General features: G+C 52.7%; 17 protein-coding genes and 2 pseudogenes. 17 read left to right on the top strand and 2 right to left on the bottom strand.

Annotation, left to right across the window (positions count from 1 at the left end):
• The first annotated feature begins 147 nt into the window (after positions 1-147).
• Together CV944_RS14090 and CV944_RS14080 are read left to right on the top strand one after the other, a co-directional pair.
• Positions 148-2,343: a YecA family protein gene (locus CV944_RS14090; protein WP_100664388.1), complete on the top strand. Its 2,196-nt coding sequence runs from the start codon at positions 148-150 to the stop codon at positions 2,341-2,343.
• A gap of 530 nt (positions 2,344-2,873) precedes the next feature.
• Entirely contained in the window at positions 2,874-4,208 is a 1,335-nt protein-coding gene (locus CV944_RS14080) for an SEC-C domain-containing protein (protein ID WP_015865238.1), read from the top strand.
• An 86-nt stretch (positions 4,209-4,294) separates the two neighbouring features.
• On the opposite strand, the gene CV944_RS14075 is transcribed toward CV944_RS14080, so the two are convergent.
• A complete protein-coding gene (locus tag CV944_RS14075) occupies positions 4,295-5,005 on the bottom strand; it encodes a plasmid pRiA4b ORF-3 family protein (protein ID WP_011232727.1) in 711 nt (236 codons plus the stop codon).
• 120 nt (positions 5,006-5,125) lie between these two features.
• On the opposite strand from CV944_RS14075, the pseudogene CV944_RS17995 reads away from it, so the two are divergent.
• From CV944_RS17995 to CV944_RS14030, 10 genes and pseudogenes are all read left to right on the top strand, one after another.
• Positions 5,126-5,170: pseudogene (locus CV944_RS17995) on the top strand (SEC-C metal-binding domain-containing protein); the annotation flags it as partial.
• Between the two features lie 18 nt (positions 5,171-5,188).
• Positions 5,189-5,365, top strand: coding sequence for a zinc chelation protein SecC (locus CV944_RS14070; protein ID WP_233205014.1), 177 nt, complete (start codon positions 5,189-5,191; stop codon positions 5,363-5,365).
• A 409-nt stretch (positions 5,366-5,774) separates the two neighbouring features.
• The gene (locus tag CV944_RS14065; protein ID WP_100664387.1) at positions 5,775-7,121 is read left to right on the top strand and encodes an N-acetylmuramoyl-L-alanine amidase family protein; all 1,347 of its coding nucleotides are present in this window, start codon (positions 5,775-5,777) and stop codon (positions 7,119-7,121) included.
• A 321-nt stretch (positions 7,122-7,442) separates the two neighbouring features.
• Entirely contained in the window at positions 7,443-8,753 is a 1,311-nt protein-coding gene (gene brnQ / locus CV944_RS14060; protein WP_100664386.1) for a branched-chain amino acid transport system II carrier protein, read from the top strand.
• Between the two features lie 240 nt (positions 8,754-8,993).
• A complete protein-coding gene (locus CV944_RS14055; RefSeq protein ID WP_100664385.1) occupies positions 8,994-10,349 on the top strand; it encodes a UDP-glucose dehydrogenase family protein in 1,356 nt (451 codons plus the stop codon).
• Positions 10,350-10,585: 236 nt separating this feature from the next.
• A complete protein-coding gene (locus CV944_RS14050; protein ID WP_100664384.1) occupies positions 10,586-11,893 on the top strand; it encodes a helix-turn-helix domain-containing protein in 1,308 nt (435 codons plus the stop codon).
• Positions 11,894-12,049: 156 nt separating this feature from the next.
• Entirely contained in the window at positions 12,050-13,279 is a 1,230-nt protein-coding gene (locus CV944_RS14045; protein WP_100664383.1) for a hydantoinase/carbamoylase family amidase, read from the top strand.
• Between the two features lie 33 nt (positions 13,280-13,312).
• Complete coding sequence (locus CV944_RS14040; protein ID WP_100664382.1) at positions 13,313-14,497, top strand: M20 family metallopeptidase; 1,185 nt, start codon at positions 13,313-13,315, stop codon at positions 14,495-14,497.
• 36 nt (positions 14,498-14,533) lie between these two features.
• Positions 14,534-14,734: a DUF3311 domain-containing protein gene (locus CV944_RS14035; RefSeq protein WP_011232711.1), complete on the top strand. Its 201-nt coding sequence runs from the start codon at positions 14,534-14,536 to the stop codon at positions 14,732-14,734.
• On the top strand, positions 14,731-16,203 hold the full coding sequence (locus CV944_RS14030) for a sodium:solute symporter family protein (protein WP_100664381.1): 1,473 nt from the start codon (positions 14,731-14,733) through the stop codon (positions 16,201-16,203). Before CV944_RS14035 ends, CV944_RS14030 begins: the two co-directional genes overlap by 4 nt.
• Positions 16,204-16,350: 147 nt before the next feature.
• Here the strand turns inward: CV944_RS14030 and CV944_RS14025 are convergent, their stop codons facing one another.
• Positions 16,351-16,536 carry a hypothetical protein gene (locus CV944_RS14025; protein WP_100664380.1) on the bottom strand — a complete coding sequence of 62 codons (186 nt, stop codon included), beginning with the start codon at positions 16,534-16,536 and terminating at the stop codon, positions 16,351-16,353.
• A gap of 557 nt (positions 16,537-17,093) precedes the next feature.
• Between CV944_RS14025 and CV944_RS14020 the strand changes: the two genes are divergently transcribed.
• From CV944_RS14020 to CV944_RS14005, 5 genes and pseudogenes are all read left to right on the top strand, one after another.
• The gene (locus CV944_RS14020; protein ID WP_100664389.1) at positions 17,094-17,546 is read left to right on the top strand and encodes a VanZ family protein; all 453 of its coding nucleotides are present in this window, start codon (positions 17,094-17,096) and stop codon (positions 17,544-17,546) included.
• Positions 17,547-17,633: 87 nt separating this feature from the next.
• Positions 17,634-17,750, top strand: a complete 117-nt coding sequence (locus tag CV944_RS17700) for a DUF3789 domain-containing protein (RefSeq protein ID WP_011232702.1) — start codon at positions 17,634-17,636, stop codon at positions 17,748-17,750.
• A gap of 306 nt (positions 17,751-18,056) precedes the next feature.
• Positions 18,057-19,046 (top strand): LacI family DNA-binding transcriptional regulator, encoded by a 990-nt coding sequence (locus tag CV944_RS14015; RefSeq protein WP_100664379.1) that lies wholly within the window; start codon positions 18,057-18,059, stop codon positions 19,044-19,046.
• Positions 19,043-19,936, top strand: coding sequence for a ribokinase (gene rbsK, locus CV944_RS14010; RefSeq protein WP_100664378.1), 894 nt, complete (start codon positions 19,043-19,045; stop codon positions 19,934-19,936). Before CV944_RS14015 ends, rbsK begins: the two co-directional genes overlap by 4 nt.
• Positions 19,933-20,238 (top strand): annotated as a pseudogene (locus CV944_RS14005) (substrate-binding domain-containing protein); the annotation flags it as partial. The gene rbsK and the pseudogene CV944_RS14005, both read left to right, overlap by 4 nt.
• Positions 20,239-20,334: the final 96 nt, after the last annotated feature.

Here is a 20,334-nt window from a genome sequence, read left to right as displayed (position 1 = left end):
AGGTGTTGCCTGCAGATAGGCTGCCAACCAGCCTATCATGCATCCACCTCCGAAGGGGAAACAGGAAACCCCCACTTCGATAAGTGGGGGAGGTTCATTATCTTGGTCGCCGTTTTGGAAAGGAATGATTAGAAGGGAGGATTTTGCATGGCAATCGGCCGAAATGACCCGTGCCCGTGCGGAAGCGGGAAAAAGTATAAGAAGTGCTGCATGAACAAACAGCAGGAGCGTGAAATCAAGCGGGTGCGGCAGCGCCGCTTTTTTGACCAAAAATATGAGCTGTCGCAAATGGTGCAGCGGTTTTTGGATGAATCGCTGTCTTATGATGAACGCGAAGCGGTCAACCGTACATTTCGCCGAATGATCGAACAAAAGGATCATCGTGAAGAGTTGAAGGTGTTTGAGACGCTTTGGCGTTTTTTCCTCCATCGTTATCCGAATGGATTGCGCGGCGTTGAATGGTTTCAACAGGAAAAAGGGCGTCGTCTGTCTCCGGAGCTCAAGGAAATGTTGGACCGCTGGGTTCGACTTGTGCCGCGCCTTGTGCAATTTGTCGATTTGCATGATGAAGGAGGAGTGGCGGTCGACCGGTTGACGGGCGAGAAACTTCTCATGCCGTATTGCGAGACATTGGAGGTTGTGCGCCCTTGGGGCGGCATGTTTGCCTTTTTGGAGCCCTTTGACGGCGGCTATTACGTTTGCGGTGTATCATCGATTGTGGATCCGAAGGGCGTGGAACGGGCGGAAGAGAACATTCGCGTCTTGTTGACGCAAACCGATTGGCCGTATGAAAAGGTAGCCGTTGAACATTTTCTCGATATCGTTGATGCAGGCTATCCTCCGAGGGCGGACGATGTGCAAGAGGAGCGCACGCGATGGACGTATGAATACGAATGCCAGGAAGCCGCTGAGGCGATGAGGAAGCTTGCTTCGATCGGACGCGCTCACATTGATCATGACGATGGGGAGAAAGTGGAAGGTTCATGGTGCACCAATGTGTACCATTATGTCGGAGTGATTTCCCCCAAGCCGATTCATGTGTTTGAATTAGGCGGGTCATTATCCGCTCATCGGTCGCGTCTCGTGTTGTCTACCGAGGAGGAAGGGACGGCCGAACAGCTCGTGTCGCTGCTGCAGGCGTTTGGGTATTCCCCAAAAGAACGAAAACGGGGGACAGAAGCCGTTTTGCGCCGAAAAGGGATCGAAAACGTTTCGCTTCATATTGATTCAGACCCAGACTCTCCCCCTTGGGTGGCAACGATGGCCGGATTGGATGTTCAAATGGAAAAAGCCCTTCACATCCCGCTTGAGAAATGGAATGGAAAAACCCCTCACGAAATGGCACGCGAGGGGCGTGTGCAGGAAGTGGATGAGTGGCTGAAAGAGTATGAATTCCATTTGTTTAACATGCAAGAACGAGCCAATTTGCCGGTGCTCATCGGAGTGAATTCCATTCGCTCCCGTTATGGATTGCCCCCATCTCCGTTTAGCTCATCACATCGTCTTTCGGACTTATGGAAAATGAAATGGATGGGGCCGGAAAGAACCGAGACATTGTTGATCCGCGCGGAATGGGAAGGGATGTATTTTACCGATGACGCATTGGCGTTTTATAACGAAGTCATCGTGAGCGAAGAAAAAGAAGCCAAAGAGGCGTGTTGGGCCGTGGTTTTGCTCGTGTGTGAATATATGACCGAGCGGACGTTTTCATCGTGGGAGGACGTAGGAGAAGAAGACTGGAAACAATGCATCGTCGATCAAATCCCGTCAAGATGGAGTTCGTTTTCATGGGAAGTGGTGAGCCGAGCGCTCGATATGTTGCTTGAGTGGGCCGATTGGCTGGACCGCCGTTATGGAACGAATCATCGAACTGTTATTGGTGCCGTGCTGGAAGAGGTCAGAAGCGAATTGGAACATTGCTTTGCTTTGCTGGATGAATGGAGGGGCGAGAACGGAAAGGCGGATGAGGAACTGATGGCTTGGCAGCTTGCTCGTTTGTTTGGTTTGCCTATTCCCCTTTCCGTCGGTTTCTCGTTTTTCCGCGTCAAGCGTGTGGAACAGGGGAAGGCGGTGCTGGATTGGCTTGCCCATAACCGAACGGTGACATGGGACATTCCGAAGCGGGCAGAGCCGCATCTGTTGCCGGGCATGTATATCGTCGCCGCGACCGATCGCAACGGCAAGCTGGACGATCTTGCCCGCGTGTATCCGCCGTCTTTCTCTCCGTACGTAGAGCCGTGGCTTCAGGCGTTGCAAGAGTGGCCAGACAAGGTGGAGAAAGAACGGGCTGCGTTTCAAGAGCGCCTGCTTGCCTCGTTGTCCCGTTTGCTTCGCCGGCCGTAGGCGTCCCGATGAATAACGGGGCGCTTGTTTCTCTCGGCTCGGCCTCTATGATTCTCCATTATGCAGGCAAGCCCAATGGTAAGAGTCATTCCATATTCTTAGGATTTTGGGCCATCACCATAACGTGTGCTTGATTGAGAAGCAGGGTTTTTCTCGTTTTACCGAGAAACGGATGAGGACGCGAATGATCCAAGAATCCTACACCTTTAGGAGTGCGGAGTGTCAACCGGCATGAAAATCATGGATTGGCTGATTTCTCCTTGGAGAAGGAAATATGGCATGTTTTGAAAAAGCCAAGGGCACCTTTTGGTGAAGAACCAGGATTTTGGTTAGGCATAAAAAATGGAATGCGAATCGATGTTCTCGACATGAGCGGCGGAAGTCCCAAAGTGCTTGCGATATGTGTTGCTGAAAGCAGTTCCATCACACGTTGATCGTGAATGTCTCCCCAAAGTGTTTAGCTGGCCCGAGCGTTAGCGTAGAGGGGGAGAACGTTCAATGACTATGATACAAAGAAAGTAGGTAGCTATATGGTGAAGGCATCGCGAAACAATCTTTGTCCATGCGGCAGTGGGAAAACGTACAAGCATTGTTGTGGGAAGAAAGAAGCAGTATCGATAGAATCTCTAATTGACCGTGAAGTGGCCAAATGTATGCAAGATGTGTTTTCGTTTGCGTTAGAGCGATATGAGGAAGAGCTTGCTTTCATGATGTCTGGTTCTCCATTTCAAGGGCTTCCTAACGAGCTGGAGACCAGCGCCAATTTATTGCTGACGAACTGGGCGATTTTTCACAGACACGTTGATGACAAAGGGATGACAATTTTTTCAGCCTATATGAGAAGCCGGCGCCGCACGCGGTGGCGTCCAGCAGTGCAAACTCATTTGAAGCGATGGGACGAGGCGGTTCCGTCGTTTGACGAGATCATTCATATCGAGGATGAGCGGCGTTTCCTTGTACGCGATCTGTTGACCAGAAAAGAAAAGTACGTCCGTTTTTTGACGCCGGAGGAGCTTCCGTCTGCTAGGGAGGGGGACGTGTTAGTAGGATGCCTCGTTCCGCATGGGGACGAGTGGGCGTACTTCATGAAGGTGCTGCCGATTCCAAAGAGCGGGAAGGATCGGCTTGCGCGGGCGCTTCAAGCGGAATGGAATCCGGATATGAAAACGTGTGAAGTGTTTTTGCGCGAGTCGTTTCCGGAATTGCTTGAAATAGCGGTCCATGAGCTGTTGTGGCAGCTGCTGAGCGAAAAGGACTGGGGGGATCGAGATCAAGATGATGTTTTTCGCGAATTAAAGAAAAAGGAAGAAACAACCTCCTCCCTAGTGCTCAGCGAGGCTGCGTTCCTTTGGCGCGCATATTGCGAAATGGATGAACCGGTCATCAAGAATCCTGCTGTGTATGCGGCTGCACTCCGTTATTTGGCGAGTGAAATGGCTGGAAGAGAATTTGTCAATATGGAAAAGGTTGCGGAACACTACGGCGTTCCTGTAGAGGAAGTGGAAGCCGCTGTGATGGAATTGTTTTTATTTCGCACAGAGTTGCTCGATGATGGAGATGATGAGGGCGAGAATGATGATGAGTGGCTCTTTGACGATGGGGATGACGGTGATGAGATCTGGTTCGACGACGGTGGGATGGAGGATGGCGATGAGCTGGACCGTGCGATTGAGGAATGGCTTGACCAAGTTGAGGAGTTGTTTGATTGCGAGGGCTGGGACGTTGATCAAGTCCATCGCTTGATCGACAAAGCGATCCGAACATGGAAAAAGGACGGGTTGCTTGAAGGAGTCGATGCAGCTGAGTTGCGCAAGGAGCTCGAGGAGCTCGTCTGGGAGACGTTTGCCGAACGGGGATTTTTGTAAGGCGATGGACAAAGCAGGCAACAAAGGACAGATGGGTGCGAAAGAAGGTGCCCTTGAGAGATGACGGATACCTTCTTTCGCATGCGTTACAATCGGATATAGGCCAGCCGCTCGTTCGCTTCCTCGACGTCAAAGGCATCAGGGTCAAAATCTTCGCCTTTCATGTCGTACATCCAGTCTACCAGCTCGCGCAATTCGGGATCGGCAAGAGAGTCTTTTTGCGCCGCCGCTTCCAGCAGCTCCAGGTAGCCATAGACGCCGCCGCAATCCTCGGGAGGGCACGCCCGTTTTCCTTTCAGGCAAGCGGCGCGTTCCAACGGTTTTGGGAGTGTTTCAATCTTTTCAACAGTGACGGTATGGCGCCAGTAGTCGCCAAAATCGTAAATATATAGAAACTTTTGTTTTTCTTCCGTCAGCCATTGCTGTAATGGGATGCGGCGGGCGTCCATCAGTTCTTTTTCCAGCTGAAACGAATCCCAGCCGTCAGGGATGCCGATGAGAACGCTTCCGAAATCGAATTCGTATAAATGGGCTTGTTCCCATCCCATCGCTTCTTGGATGATGAGATGAAGCTCGTGAAATGTCGCATGTCCGGGAACAAGGACGCGCCGCCAAATCGGCGGGCGGATGCCGTTTAATGTGATTTTCAGCTGGTAGGCTGTTTTGGACCGCCGCCGTTTGGAGGGGGGTGCGCTCTTTGGCGCCTCAACCCATCTGCCGTGTGGACGGTCCCGCTCTGTCGGATGGAACATGGCAGACAATTCGTCGATCAGTTTAGCAAGATTGTCGGGGTTCATAGCCCTCGTCTCCTTTCGGATAAACGTTTTGTATAATAGTAGTTTATCCTGTCCATAGTAGAATTTAAACATTATTGATGGAAATATTGAAAAAAGAAAGATGGGAGAGGAGGATGACGCATGTCGATCGGCTGGAATGACCCATGCCCGTGTGGAAGTAGGAAAAAGTATAAGAAGTGCTGCATGAACAAACAGCAGAATCATGAAATCAAACGGGTGCGCCAGCGCCACTTTTTTGGCCAAAAATATGAGCTGTCGCAAATGGTGCAGCGATTTTTGGATGAATCGCTGTCTTACAACGAACAAGCAGTGGCGAGACGGACGTTTTACCAAAAAATAGAGGGTATGAAGTATTTATAATATTTTGGATTTTTTGAAACACTTTGGTGCTTGTTCATTCACCGTTTTCCCAATGGAATGCGCGTCATTGAATGGTTCCAGCGCGACAAAGGACACCGTCTCCCGTTGGAGCACGGAGCGCTTTTGGCGCTTCTGCGTGTTTCTTCATGGGGACGGCTTATCCATTCGGACATCGGTTAGAGAAGCGATGGTGGTATGTCGGCCGTAGCTGGATGGTTCGACTGGGTTGCGCGTTGTGGCTGCTGTCGTGTGAAGAGGCATCATGCAGAAAAAGGAGAGCTATTGTCGGTTGATGGATGCCGCCCCGCTAGTTTTGTCGAGCGGTTTTCCCAAGTGACAGACAGGAAATTCCCCGTTGTGCGCGAACGATATAGTAGACAAATTGGAGACAACGGGGGAGGGAATGCGCATGAGGCGAGGAATATGGCTCGCCCTGTTGTTTTGTTTGCTATGGCTGGCTGCGGCTGCTTGGCCGGTGGGGGCGAAAGGGGAAAAGGAAATGGAGGAAACGAAGCGTCTGGCTGTGGTGACGGCGGATCAGGTGAACGTCCGCCAAGGGCCGGGGGTGCCATACCGTCCATTGGCGAACGTTCACCGCGGCGAGGCGTATCGGCTGATCGAGGTCAAGGATGGATGGGTGAACATCGAGTGGAAACCGAATCGAACCGGGTGGATCGCCGCGCGGTACGTCGCGTTGGCAAAAGAGACGGCCATCGTGCAAGAAAACCGACTCCGCCTTCGACAAGAGCCGAGCAGAGATGGGCGAATTATCGGGCATTTGGCGCGGGGAGAAACGGTATGGATCATCAAGGAAGATGGGGAATGGACGGAAGTGATCGCAGACGGTGCGATCGGCTGGGTGTCTTCAGCATACCTCACTGCGGCTCGGGAGTCATCGATTTCGCATCAAACCGGAATCGTCAACGCCAGTTCGCTCAACGTGCGGGCTGAGCCGTCATTGAAGGCAGCGCGCGTCGGCCGCCTTGTCCGGGGCGAAGAGGTCGAGATTGTGGAAAAGAAACCGGGATGGTACAAAATTGCCTCCCAAACAGGGCTTGATGGGTGGGTGTCATCCGCATATGTGCAGGTAAAGGGTGGACAAGCTAATGAAAAGGAAGCGGAAGTGCCCCAGTCGGCTGGCCGCTCGCTGCCTTCCATCATCGCGCCTAGCGACTCGCGCCTTTATGCAGACAGCTGGACGAGCGGTCCTGTTCAGGCGCTGGCCGGAAAAACGATCGTCCTTGACGCTGGCCACGGAGGTAAAGACAGCGGTGCGAAAAGTGTCGCTGGCGTTAAGGAAAAGGAGTTGACGTTGGGAACGGCGAGGCTTCTAAAAAACAAGCTGCAATCTTACGGCGCTCGCGTCGTGCTGACGCGCTCCAGCGATGAGTATGTGCCGCTGTCGGCGCGTGTTGCCGCCGCCCGCCTGTATCAGGCGGACGCGTTTATTAGCTTGCATTACGACAGCGCCGCTGATCCAGATGCGTCCGGCATCACCATTTACTATTACGATCGGTTTGCGGATTACGAATTGGCGCAATCGTTCCAAGGGCTGTTCAGGCAACTTTCCGCATTGCCGTTTCGCGGCATCGCCTTTGGCGACTATTACGTGTTGCGAGAAAACGAGAAGCCGTCCGTGTTGCTTGAGCTCGGCTATTTAAGCAATCGGTCGGACGCTGCGGTTGTGGCGACAAACGGTTATCAAGAAGCGGTGACGACGGCCATCGTGAACGCCATGCGCCATTATTTTCAATAGTACGCCCCTTTTCTAAAAAGTGGATAACGGATCTACTGCGGCATGACAAAAAGCGCCCCGGATTTTCGGGGCGCTTTTTGTCGCCTCGCCTTGTTTGGATCACCGCTGGCTGACCATAGAGGGCCATTAGCTTTTCAAGGCGTTTGCCTGAGGGCTGCACGGGCGAAAGGGTGGAAGTTGGTTGACACAATAGTTAAAAAAGTATAATATTTATAAAGGATTAGGATAATAATAATCGACTGTTATCCTAATTAACACTATTGTTTTATTATATATCAGAATATTCAATTCATTTTCAAAATAATAGAAATGGGGGATACAATGAAAACGAGAGATGTGCTGTTTACTGGATTGATGCTCTTTTCCCTCTTTTTCGGCGCGGGCAACTTGATTTTTCCTCCGTATTTAGGGATGGAAGCGGGAACGGCCGTATGGCCGGCGGTTCTTGGATTTATCGTCACCGGTGTTGGGCTGCCGCTGTTGTCGGTCGCGGCGGTGGCGTTCGCCAAAGACGGCATCCGTTCGCTCGGCAACGTTGTTCATCCGCTGTTCAGCCTTTGCTTTTCACTCGCTGTGTATTTGGCGATCGGCCCGTTTTTCGGCATTCCGCGCGCGGCTAGCGTCGCCTATGAAATTGGAGCGAAGCCGTTTTTCCCTGAGAGCGGATCTTTGGTGATGTGGCTGTTTACGGGTCTCTTTTTCGCCCTTGTGTACTGGCTCAGCTTAACCCCATCGAAGCTTGTGGATCGAATCGGCCAGCTGTTGACGCCGATGTTGCTGCTTTCCATTGCTGTGCTTTGCCTTACCGGTTTAATCCGGCTTGACGACCCACAGGCGATGCCGGCTGAGAAGTATGCCTCGGCGCCGTTTGTGAAAGGGATGCTGGAAGGGTATTTAACGATGGATACGATCGCGGCCCTTGCCTTTGGCATCGTCGTCATTCATGCGCTCCGTGACCGCGGGGTGGACCGGCCGGCGTTGCAGGCAAAAGCCACGGTGCAAGCCGGATTGATCGCTGGATTGGGACTCGCGCTCGTTTATGGCGGTATTGCCATCATTGGTGCTAGAATGGCTGGTGTCGGCTCATTTGCCAACGGAGCCGAGCTATTGTCATACGTGTCATCGCTGCTGTTTGGCAGCGGAGGGAAGTTGCTGTTGGGCGTGATCGTGGCGCTTGCCTGCTTAACAACGGCGGTTGGTCTAGTCGCTGCTTGTGCGCAATACTTTCAAGAGCTCACCCCGACTGTTTCGTACCGAACGTATGTCATTGTATTAACCTTATTTAGCTTTTTGATGTCAAACCTCGGCTTAAATGCGTTGATCGCTGTTTCCGTTCCAGTGTTGACGATGCTGTATCCATTGGCGATCGTGCTCGTCGCCCTGTCGTTTTTCCACCGCTTTTACCGTGGTTCGGCGAAAGTGTACGGGATGGCGTTGCTCTTTACCGGCATGTTCAGCCTGTATGACGGTTTGAAAACGATCGGGCTGGAGACGGCATGGTTAGAACCGCTCCTCTCATGGGCGCCGCTGTTTTCAGTCGGGCTCGGCTGGGTTGTCCCTGCGCTGATTGGCGCTGCGCTTGGCTTGATGATCGATCGGCCGTCCGCAACGAAACGGAAACATGCGGCGTAAAGGGCTGACTCAAAAGGTCATGTACGCCCGGTCGGGGGAATAATATGAATATAAAATCCGTCTGATGTATATATATGGAAGAAGGGAGGATGCCTCGTTGCTTTTGGGGCATTCTCTTTTTTGTGTGGAAAATAGTTTTTTGTTCGAGCAACGGGGCGGAACCCGTGAAAACCGGCAGGCGATTCGATATAATGAGGACAAGCGACGATCGCCGCAATGGATGAAAAGGTGTGAGGAATCGTGAAGATAGCGATTGCGGGAACGGGATATGTTGGACTTGTGACCGCGGCTTGTCTGGCCGATAAAGGGCATGATGTGACATGCGTCGATGTGAACGAAGAGAAAATTCGCCTATTAAATGAAGGGATCGTCCCGATTTATGAGCCGGGGCTTGACTCGCTTATTCAGCGAAACGGCGTTCGCCTTCGCTTTACGACCAACGATGTGGAAGCGTATCAACGGGCGGAAGTGATCATGATCGCCGTCGGCACGCCGCCGCAGCCGGACGGGTCTGTGCGGCTTGATGATGTATGGGGCGCATTGCGACGCATCGCCGGGGCGGCCGAACGCGATTGCCTTGTCGTTATCAAGTCGACCGTGCCCGTCGGCACTGGCGATGAAGCCGCCCGTTTTTTGGCGGAAAACGGACGGCCGGAGGTGAAATTCGACGTCGTATCCAACCCGGAGTTTTTGTCGCAAGGAACGGCAGTGCGCGATACACTGCAGGCGCCGCGCATTGTATTGGGAGTGGATTCGGACCGGGCTGAGCGGGTGATGAAGGAGCTGTACGCCCCGTTTGCCCTCCCGTACGTCGTGACGGACCGGAGAAGCGCTGAGATGATCAAGTATGCGGCCAATGTGTTTTTGGCGTTGAAAATTTCGTACATCAACGAGATCGCCAATGTATGCGAGTTGGTAGGCGCTGATATTCAGGCGGTGGCGGAAGGAATCGGCATGGATCCGCGCATCGGCCGCCGCTTTTTGCGCGCCGGCGTCGGGTATGGAGGCTCATGCCTGCCGAAAGATGCAAATGCCCTCTATTCCTTGGCGGCTTCCCACGGCTATTCGCTCAAAACGGTATGGGCGGCGATCGACGTCAATGAGAAACAAAAATGGAAACTTCTTGACAAAGCGCGTCTGCACATTGGGGATTTCCGCAACCGGACGGTCGCCGTGCTTGGCGCCGCATTCAAGCCGGGCACCGATGATGTGCGCGAGTCTCCTGCCTTGGCGAACATCGAGCGGCTCATTGCCGAAGGAGCAGTCGTGCGCGTCTGGGACCCAGCTGCTCTCGAACATGTCGTCCGCCGTTTTGGCGATGCGGTTGTTTGTTGCGAGACGATCGAGGAAGCCATTCGCGGCGCGGATGTTTGTTTCATTTTCACCGAATGGCCGGCTGTGCTGCAATTTGACCTTCACCGTTACAAGACGCTGATGAAAACACCGCTTGTGGTGGATGGGCGGAATTGCTACGACCCGAAGGCGGCCGAAGCCGCCGGCTTAATCTACGAGTCGATTGGGCGGCCGGTGGTGGGTGGAGCGACAGGCGTTTCGCTATACGCACCGGTCGCTACACAAGCAGAAAAAGAGGGGTAAAGAAAGCAGCTGTGCCCCATCTGTTCTCTGGCGATGGTTCGTCCCCAGCGATGGCGGGAGGCGCTGCCTGCTGAAGGAATTGGATGGCATTGCGATGCTGAGGATTGTTCGTTTAAGCGCTTTCTAAAAACGTGGTGATGCATTTTTGTATCTGCAACGAGCCGTTGGGGGAGTTTGAGGAAGAAAGTGAATCGGACGAGGGTGTTGTTTGCCGATAGGACGGGGATAGTGAGGAGGTGTGCTCCATTCGTATTCGATTAGGCATATTTGGTGCGGACGATTCGCTGTCCATGATTCAGGCGGTGGCGCAAGAGTACAAAGAGCTTGTTTGCGTTCCCGTTGTGTATTGGGATGAAAGTGAAGTGATCGATTTGATCCGCCCGCTCGCGTCAGAGGTTGATATGTGGTTGTTTTCCGGACAAGTGCCGTATTCGATCGTCAAGCAGTCCGGTGAGGTCGATGCGCCGCTGTTTTATGTTCCACATATTGGTGCCAGCTTGTACCGCACACTGCTGCAGGCGCACTATACGGAGCAGATTCCGGTCAGCCGACTTAGTTTTGACACGTACGAGCGTCGCGAAATCGAACGGCTGCTGGAAGAGGCGGGCATCGAAGAATCGATTCCATACGTCAAGCATTACGAGGGAGGCATTTCGGCCCAGGAACTGTCCGACTATCATTACACCCTTTGGAAACAAGGGAAAACGGAAGCAGCGGTCACCTGTTTGCGGACAGCCCATCTCGAACTGGAGAAACTCGGGATGCCGGTGTATCGGGTATTGCCTGCCCGCTCGGCGGTGGAGGCGGTCATCCAAACAATCATTCGCACCGGACAGATGCTACAGGCGCAAGATGCGCAAATCGCCGTGCAAATGATTGAAGTCGATGCGATGCAGGCGGCCTCCCCAGAGACATTTTCGACCGATGACATATATCGTCTGGAGATGAAGACAACGGAAAAATTGCTACGGTATGCAAAAAAAGTCCAAGGGTCGCTGAAAAGCGCCGGACCGGGCCGCTATGTCATTTTTACGACAAGGGGCGCATTAAAAGAGATCACCGATGGCTATAAAACGGTCCCCTCGGCCGAGGAGACGGAGCTCCTTTACGACGAAGTCATCGCGTGCGGAATCGGCATCGGCCGAACGGCGTATGAGGCCGAAATTCAGGCTGGGAAGGCGTTTTTGCATGCGAAACAAAGCGGACGGGGTGCGTGGATGGTGGTGTTTGATGATGGAACGATCTCGGGTCCGTTAGGAAAAAGTGTGCACCTCCGCTATTCGCTCGGCGGCGGAGAACTGCGGCAGCTGGCGGAGCGGACGGGATTAAGCGCCGCGACGCTCTGCAAATTGAAAGCCATATTGCAAAAACGCGGAACCAACGAGATCGAAGCGCATGAGTTGGCTTCTTATATGCGGATTGTGCCGCGCAGCGCCCGCCGGATTTTAAACCAATTGGAGACCGTGGGCCTTGCCGAAGTGGCCGGGGAGACAAACCCGTATCCGCGCGGGCGTCCGCGCAAAGTATACCGCATTTTCTTATAATCGCTCGATCAGCTTCTGTCTTTAGCGCCAGGCAGAAGTTTTTTGTTGTCTTGAAGATGTTTTTGTTATTTGTATTATTTGAAAATTTGCTCTATTTCCATTATAATTAAGGACATATCCGAAAATCATCCGTAATTGGCGTGAGGGGAGGATAGCTTGATTCAAGGGGAACGTCTTTGGCAACGGCTCATGGAACTAGGGGAGGTCGGCAAGAAACCAAGCGGCGGCGTCACGCGCCTCTCGTTCACTGCTGAAGAGCGGAGGGCGAAAGACTTGGTCGCTTCCTACATGCGCGAAGCCGGGCTTTTCGTATATGAAGACGCGGCTGGCAACTTGATCGGACGGAAAGAAGGGGCGAATCCGGATGCTCCGGTCGTCCTTGTTGGGTCTCATCTCGATTCGGTTTACAACGGCGGCTGCTTTGATGGACCGCTCGGGGTGTTGGCTGGCGTGGAAGTTGTTCAGACGATGAACGAGCACGGGGTTGTGACGCACCACCCAATTGAAGTAGTGGCGTTTACGGACGAAGAAGGAGCGCGCTTTCGTTTCGGCATGATCGGCAGCCGCGCGATGGCGGGGACGTTGCCTCCGGAAGCGCTCGAGTGCCGCGACGCGGAAGGGATTTCCCTCGCTGAAGCAATGAAACAGGCGGGGCTTGACCCGGACCGCTTGCCGCAGGCAGCACGAAAACCAGGAACGGTGAAAGCCTATGTCGAACTGCACATCGAACAAGGACGGGTGCTGGAGGAGGCTGGTCTTCCAGTTGGCATCGTCACTGGCATCGCCGGTCTGATTTGGGTGAAATTTACCATCGAAGGAAAAGCGGAACATGCCGGCGCCACGCCGATGTCGTTGCGGCGCGACCCGATGGCCGCCGCCGCACAAATTATCGCGATCATTGAAGAGGAAGCAAGACGAACAGGGACAACGGTCGGTACTGTAGGACAGTTGCATGTATATCCGGGCGGTATTAATGTCATTCCGGAACGGGTCGAATTTGTGCTCGATTTGCGCGACTTGAAGGCTGAGGTGCGCGATCAAGTATGGAATGCCATAGCCGCGCGGGCAGAGACGATCGCCAAGGAGCGGAACGTTTGCCTCACGACCGAGCGGCTGCAAGAAATGGCGCCGGTGCTATGTTCCGATGAGGTGAAGCGCGCGGCAGAGGCGGCGTGCCAAAAACTTGGCTATCCGCCGTTTTGGCTGCCGAGCGGCGCAGCCCATGACGGCGTACAGTTGGCTCCGATTTGCCCGATCGGGATGATTTTTGTCCGCTCCCAAGACGGGGTGAGCCATAGTCCGGCGGAATGGAGCACGAAAGAAGACTGCGCCGCTGGAGCAGAGGTGCTTTATCATACGGTGTGGCAACTGGCCCAAGGGGAATAACGAAAAAGACAAACGAACAGGGGGAGATTATGGATGACAAAGGAAGAAATCAAACGGCTCGTCGATGAAGTGAAAGCGGACGTCATCGACTGGCGCCGCCACTTGCACGCCCATCCCGAATTGTCGTTCCAGGAAGAGAAAACGGCGCAGTTTGTGTACGAGACGCTGCAATCGTTCGGCGGTCTCGAGATTACCCGTCCGACGAAAACGAGCGTGATGGCGCGCCTTGTCGGCCCAAAGCCAGGCCGGGTCGTCGCCATTCGCGCCGATATGGACGCGCTGCCGATTCAAGAGGAAAACACGTTTGAATTTGCCTCCAAAACCCCAGGCGTCATGCATGCGTGCGGGCATGACGGCCATACGGCGATGCTGTTGGGGACGGCGAAAATTTTTGCCCAGCTTCGTGATCACATTCATGGTGAGATTCGCTTTTTGTTCCAACACGCGGAAGAACTGTTCCCCGGCGGGGCGGAAGAGATGGTGCAAGCTGGCGTCATGGACGGGGTGGACGTCGTCATCGGCACCCACCTTTGGTCGCCGCTTGAGCGTGGAAAAATCGGCATTGTGTATGGACCGATGATGGCCGCACCCGACCGCTTTTTCATCCGCATCATCGGCAAAGGCGGCCACGGGGCGATGCCGCATCAAACGATCGATGCGATCGCCATCGGGGCGCAAGTCGTGACGAACTTGCAGCACATCGTCTCGCGCTATGTCGATCCGCTCGAGCCGCTTGTTCTGTCCGTGACACAATTTGTGGCGGGTACGGCCCATAATGTCCTGCCAGGGGAAGTCGAAATTCAAGGGACAGTGCGCACGTTCGACGCCGAGCTGCGCCAGACGGTGCCGCAATGGATGGAGCGCATTGTCAAAGGGATCACCGAAGCGCACGGCGCCTCGTATGAGTTTCAATTTGACTACGGCTACCGCCCGGTCATCAACTACGATGAAGTGACCCACGTCATTGAGGAAACAGCGCGCGAACTATTGGGCGAAGAAGCCGTCGCCCGCTTGAAACCGAACATGGGCGGCGAAGATTTCTCCGCTTTTTTGCAAAAAGCGCCGGGCAGCTTCTTTTACGTCGGCGCCCGAAACGAAGAAAAGGGGATCGTGTACCCGCATCACCATCCGCGCTTTACGATCGACGAAGACGCGCTTGAGATTGGCGTGCAAATGTTTGTCGCCGCGACGTTGAAACTGTTGGCGGGGGCGGAATAGCTGTTTTCGCTTGACATATCCAAGGAGGGAGAGAAGATGAAAAGCATCCGTTGGTTAATGATTGTCCCATTTATCGGCATGCTCGGCGGCGTTCCTTTTGTGAATCAAGTGACTCCGTACGTGTTTGGCATGCCGTTGCTTCTCTTTTGGCTGGTCGCTTGGGTGATCGCCACTTCGGTTATCATGGCCATCGTGTATCGTTTTGACCCTGCGGTGAAGGAGGATGAGCAGACATGAACTCAGCCTTAGTGATGATTTTTGTTTTCTTGTTGCTGTCTCTTTATCTAGGGGTGCAGGCGCGAAAAGGAAAAGACATGAATTTGGAGCAATGGACCGTCGGTGGGCGCGGATTTGGCACAGTTTTCGTTTTCCTCCTGATGGCCGGTGAAATTTACACAACGTTCACGTTCCTTGGCGGAAGCGGTTGGGCCTATGGAAAAGGGGGGCCGACGTTTTACATCATTGCCTACGGCTGCCTGGCCTATGTGTTATCATATTGGATGCTTCCGAAAGTATGGAAGTACGCGAAAGAACATCGATTGATGTCCCAATCGGACTTTTTCGCCCGCAAGTACAACAGCCCGATGTTAGGAGTGCTCGTAGCGCTTGTTGGGGTGGTGGCGCTCATTCCGTATTTAGTATTGCAACTCAAAGGGTTGGGCATCATCGTTTCCCAAGCTTCCTACGGTACGATTCCCCCGACTGCCGCTATTTGGATCGGGGTGTTGGCAGTAACCGTCTACGTGATGATTTCAGGCATTCACGGTTCGGCATGGACAGCTGTTGTGAAAGACATTATGATTTTGGTGGTGGCCGTCTTTTTAGGGATCTATCTTCCGTTCCATTATTATGGTGGGATTCAATCGATGTTTGAGGCGGTTGAGCAGGCAAAACCTGGCTTTTTAACGTTGCCGGACAAAGGCATGAGCATCTCATGGTTTATTTCGACAGTGTTGCTGACGGCACTCGGATTCTATATGTGGCCGCACACGTTCGGGTCGATTTATTCGGCGAAAAGCGCCAATGTTTTTCGGAAAAATGCGATTGTTTTGCCGATTTACCAACTCGTGTTGCTGTTTGTCTTTTTCGTCGGTTTTGCCGCGATTTTGCAAGTGCCGGGGTTGCAAGGGTCGGATGCTGATTTGGCGTTGTTGAAATTGTCAGTCCAAACGTTTGATCCTTGGGTGGTCGGATTGATTGGCGCCGCTGGGTTGCTCACGGCCATGGTGCCAGGGTCGATGATTTTAATGACAGCATCAACCCTGTTGGCGAAAAACGTGTACCAAGTGATTGTGCCGTCTGCTACAGATGAGCAAGTCGCGAAACTGGCGAAATACCTCGTCCCGATCATCGCCCTCGTCTCCTTGTACTTTACGTTCCGGGGCGGGGATACGATCGTGGCGTTGCTTCTGATGGGGTACAGCCTTGTGACCCAACTGTTCCCATCATTTGTGCTCAGTTTGACGAAGCAAAACTTTGTCACGAAGCAAGGGGCGTTTGCCGGCATTTTAGCTGGTGTAGCCACCGTAGCGTATATTAACTTGTCAGGCAGCAGCGTCGGCACCATGTTTCCATCGTTGCCGCAAGCCGTGCAAGATTTGAACGTTGGCATTGTCGCTTTGATTGTCAACACTGTCGTGACAGTTGTGGTGAGTTGGATTCCGTTTGGCCCAGTTACGGTGAAAGAAGGAAAACGGGCGATGTAGGAAAAAAAGCTTTATTTTCCTTCATGGGATAGGAAAGAAAGTGGAAAAGAGGAGGCATAAGCGGGCGTGCTTGTGCCTTCTTTTTTGTGTAAGATGAAGATGGTTAGGCGATTTTTACGATTCCGATCATCGCGGTTGAGGCAGAATCTAGCTGTAAAGAGCGTGGACAAAATCGCCGTCAAGCGTAGCGAAGTAGTCATAATGATGATATGTTGCAATGGTGTAGTGCAAGGCATCATAGGCTTCGAGCTGAAGGAGCCGCATTTGAGCCAAGGCTAAATCTTGAATGTTGGCAAGCATCGATGTATATAGACGCTTGTCCAAAATGTTCATCTATGGCATCTTCATATGTCATCACAAACGACATAATCGGCTACCGTCCTTGTTTGTAGATGTCCACTAATTTTTTGCCAAAGGGAGAAGGTTTGGCTATTTTTTTCCGTAATTCGGCAAATGAAAGATCCTTATCCGGTTTGTTGGCCTGTTCCGTGCAAGACAGTGTCACCCTCATTTTCGTTTCCAAAGCGGAGGGCATATTGATCACCTCATTGATTCTCCTTTCTAAAAAATAATGCTGACCGAAAAAAATGTACACATTTTCCTTTTACTACTATACCCATACCCTTGTTCATGAAAACATAAACTAGGGAGAGAATCTCCCTTAAAAGGGGAATGGGTGAAAGAAAAGAGGGGAACGGAAAAGAAGGCTTCTTTCCAGCCTGTGAGCGAACGATTTTAAAACAATGGTAAAGCAGCTTTCAAAAAAGAAAATGGAAAAAGATCACCCTCCCTGTTATGATGATAAAGGGTTCAGCGAACAAGGTGTCTACTTTCGTTTGTTGTGTAGGTACCATGTTTTGTTGGGAAAAAGGTTGTTGGCAGGTGAAACGATGAGAGCTTTCCTTTCCCGCTGGCTCCCCGTCATTCTCTGGTGCCTCGTCATTTACAGCTTCAGCGAGTCTTCCTCGTTCACTGGGGCGAATACGGCGCATGTGCTGCAGGTGATTTTATCGTACTTGCCGTTTGGCGGCGGGGATGAAGAGGGGTCGTCATTTTTGAATTTTTTGATTCGCAAAGCGGCGCATTTGACCGAGTTTGGCATTTTGGCCGCGCTTGTGTGGCGGGCGCTTGCGCCAAAACGGTTTGCGTATGCGGGCGCTTGGCTGTTTGCGACGGTGTATGCGGCAACCGACGAGTGGCACCAATCGTTTGAACCGGGGCGGACGGCGACGCCAAAAGACGTGGTGATTGATTCATGTGGGGCGCTCCTGGCGCTTTTGATTGTATGGGCTTGCCGCTGTTGGGCAAGGACCAAGCATCGGGCGGTCAAACGCGGCGTATAATAGAACAAAGCTCTCCCATCGTATAGATTTAGATGTAAACGGAAAGAATGGCCAATAACGAGTTTGCGAGAAAAGGGAGAGAGGGCCATGGTCGCGTTTATCGCAGGAATGTTTGTGGGTTCGTTTGTGATGCTCGTCATCATGAGCATGATGGCGGTGGCGAAACGGGCGGATGAAGCAAGCGAACGGTGGAGGGAAAAGTGAGAAGTCCCTTGCGGCAGGCAAGGGATTTTTTTTGAAAATGCTGTGCGATCATGTTTATGTCAGCTTGCAAAAAAGGCCGCACATTGTTTGAGAACCGCCGTGAAAGACCGGCGAAGCACAACGGATTCGAAAAGTTGAAGGGGATAAAATTATGTTTTTTGTAAGGTTTTTTAGTTTGAGAAACGTTGCTGGGGAGCAACATTTCCCCTTAAATCACTAGTATTTAAAAAAAGCTTGATGGCGCACAAAAAATAGGATATACTATGTGTAACCGGTTACACATAGACAGAAAAGAAGGAAGCGAACATGGCAACGATTCGTGATGTGGCAAAGCGTGCAGGTGTCTCCGTCGCCACCGTTTCGCGTGTGTTAAATCAAAATGGATATGTTAATGAGGAAACGGAAAGACGGGTTAGACAGGCGATGAAAGAGCTCAATTATAAACCGAATGAAGTGGCGAGAGCTCTGTTTAAAAAGACATCGAAAACAGTCGGACTCATTGTCCCTGATATTACCAATCCGTTCTTTCCCGAACTCGTTCGCGCGGTGGAAGATGTGATGAATATTTATGACTATACGGTCATTCTATGCAATTCCGATGAGAAAGTAGAAAAAGAACGAGAATACATCGAAGTGTTAAAGCAAAAATATGTGGACGGCGTCATTTTGACCACGAATCAGTTCGCGCCGGAAGAAGTCGAGGAATGGGATGTTCCGATTGTCGTGCTCGACCGTCCGTTGCATGAGCGTTATTCGTCGGTGGTCGCGGATAATTACGAGGGAGCTCGTTTAGCGACGCGGCATTTGTATGAAGTGGGCTGCCGGCGGATTGCCCATATTCAAGGGCCCAACCACGTGGTGAACGCCATGGAGCGTTTCCGTGGCTATCAAGATGAAATGAGGGCGTTAGGGTTGGGAGATCGTCAGCTCGTCATTCAAGGGAATTACCAGTTGAAGCAGGCGAAAGAAGCGGTGATGGCCGCGTTGGCTGAACATGATATGGACGGGATCTTTGCCGGCAACGACGCGATGGCGGTCGGTGCTTTGAAAGCGGTTCAGCAATGCGGGCTGCGGGTTCCGGATGATATTGCCATTATTGGCTACGACGGCATCCCGCTGACGGAAATGACAACACCCGAACTATCGACCGTGTCTCAGCCTATTTACGAAATGGGGGCCATGGCGGCAAGAATTTTAATTAAACAAATTGAGGGGAAGCCGCTTGAGAAGCTCCATTATCAACTTCCGGTTCAACTTGTGGTGCGGCAGTCGACGTCAAGGAGGGGATTGACTTGAACAAACCAACCATTACGGTGATCGGCAGCATCAACATGGACTTAGTCACTGTGGCGGCGCGATTTCCAAACCAAGGAGAGACGATTTTAGGCGAACAGTTTCTCACCACTCCCGGCGGCAAAGGGGCGAACCAGGCGGTGGCCGCCGCCCGCCTCGGCGCCGATGTACGGATGATTGGCGCGGTGGGGGATGATGCGTTTGGTCAAGAGCTCATCCGTTCGTTACAAAATGAGGGCATTTCCGTCGATTATGTGAAACCGGTTACACATGGGAGTACAGGCATTGCTTCCATTACGATTTCTGAGCGGGACAATCGGATCATCGTCGTTCCTGGGGCGAATCATGCGCTTACGCCGGAAGATCTCGATTCATGTGAATCCGTGATCGCCGAAAGCGATGTTTGCTTATTGCAGCTCGAGATTCCGCTTCCCGTTGTGGAACGGGCGGTTTCGCTCGCCCATCGCCATGGTGTGCGCGTCATCGTCAACCCCGCTCCGGCGCAGCCGCTGCCGCCGTCGGTGCTTGAGCAGGCGAGTTTCTTGACGCCCAATGAACATGAACGGACGATTTTGTTCGACAAGATGGACGAAGGAGCGTTTGCCGATAAGCTGATTGTCACCGAAGGGGCAAAAGGGGTGCGCATTTGGCAAGATGGACAAGAACGGCTCATTCCAAGTTTCCAAGTTCCCGTCGTGGATACGACAGGCGCGGGCGATACGTTTAACGGTGCGCTTGCCGTGGCGCTGGCGGAAGGGAAGCCGCTTGATGAAGCGTGCCGATTTGCCAATGCGGCGGCGGCCTTGTCCGTGACGAAACTCGGGGCGCAAGCTGGGATGCCGAGACGAGAGGAGGTGGAATCATTTTTGGCCGAACAGGAACGAAGTCAATGAGGCAAAAAGTCGATGTGCTACTGGTCAACCCGACGGACTCAAGCGCTGTCACGTCTGCGATTGAATCCGCCAACAGCGCCAACATCCCGGTCATTACCGTCGACCGCAGCGCGGACGGCGGGAAAGTGGTCACCCATATCGCTTCTGACAATGTGGCAGGAGGAAAAATGGCGGTGCAATTTATCGTCGACCACTTGAAAAACGGCGGAAACATTGTGGAATTGGAAGGGATTCCGGGCTCCTCGGCCGCACGTGAACGGGGAGAAGGATTCCACCAAGTGATCGACAAAGCAGCCAATGTCAACTACCCCCACTTAGCTAACGCTTGAAGTGGGGGCTTGCAACTCCCCAGAAGTGCAAACGGACTTCGTCCTCCTTCCTTGACTTGGGGTTGCATC

This window comes from Geobacillus sp. WSUCF-018B (assembly GCF_002809985.1).
In the GTDB taxonomy this organism is placed as follows: domain Bacteria; phylum Bacillota; class Bacilli; order Bacillales; family Anoxybacillaceae; genus Geobacillus; species Geobacillus thermophilus.
Note: the sequence above shows the minus strand (reverse complement) of the source record. Positions and strands in the feature narration are given on the sequence as shown.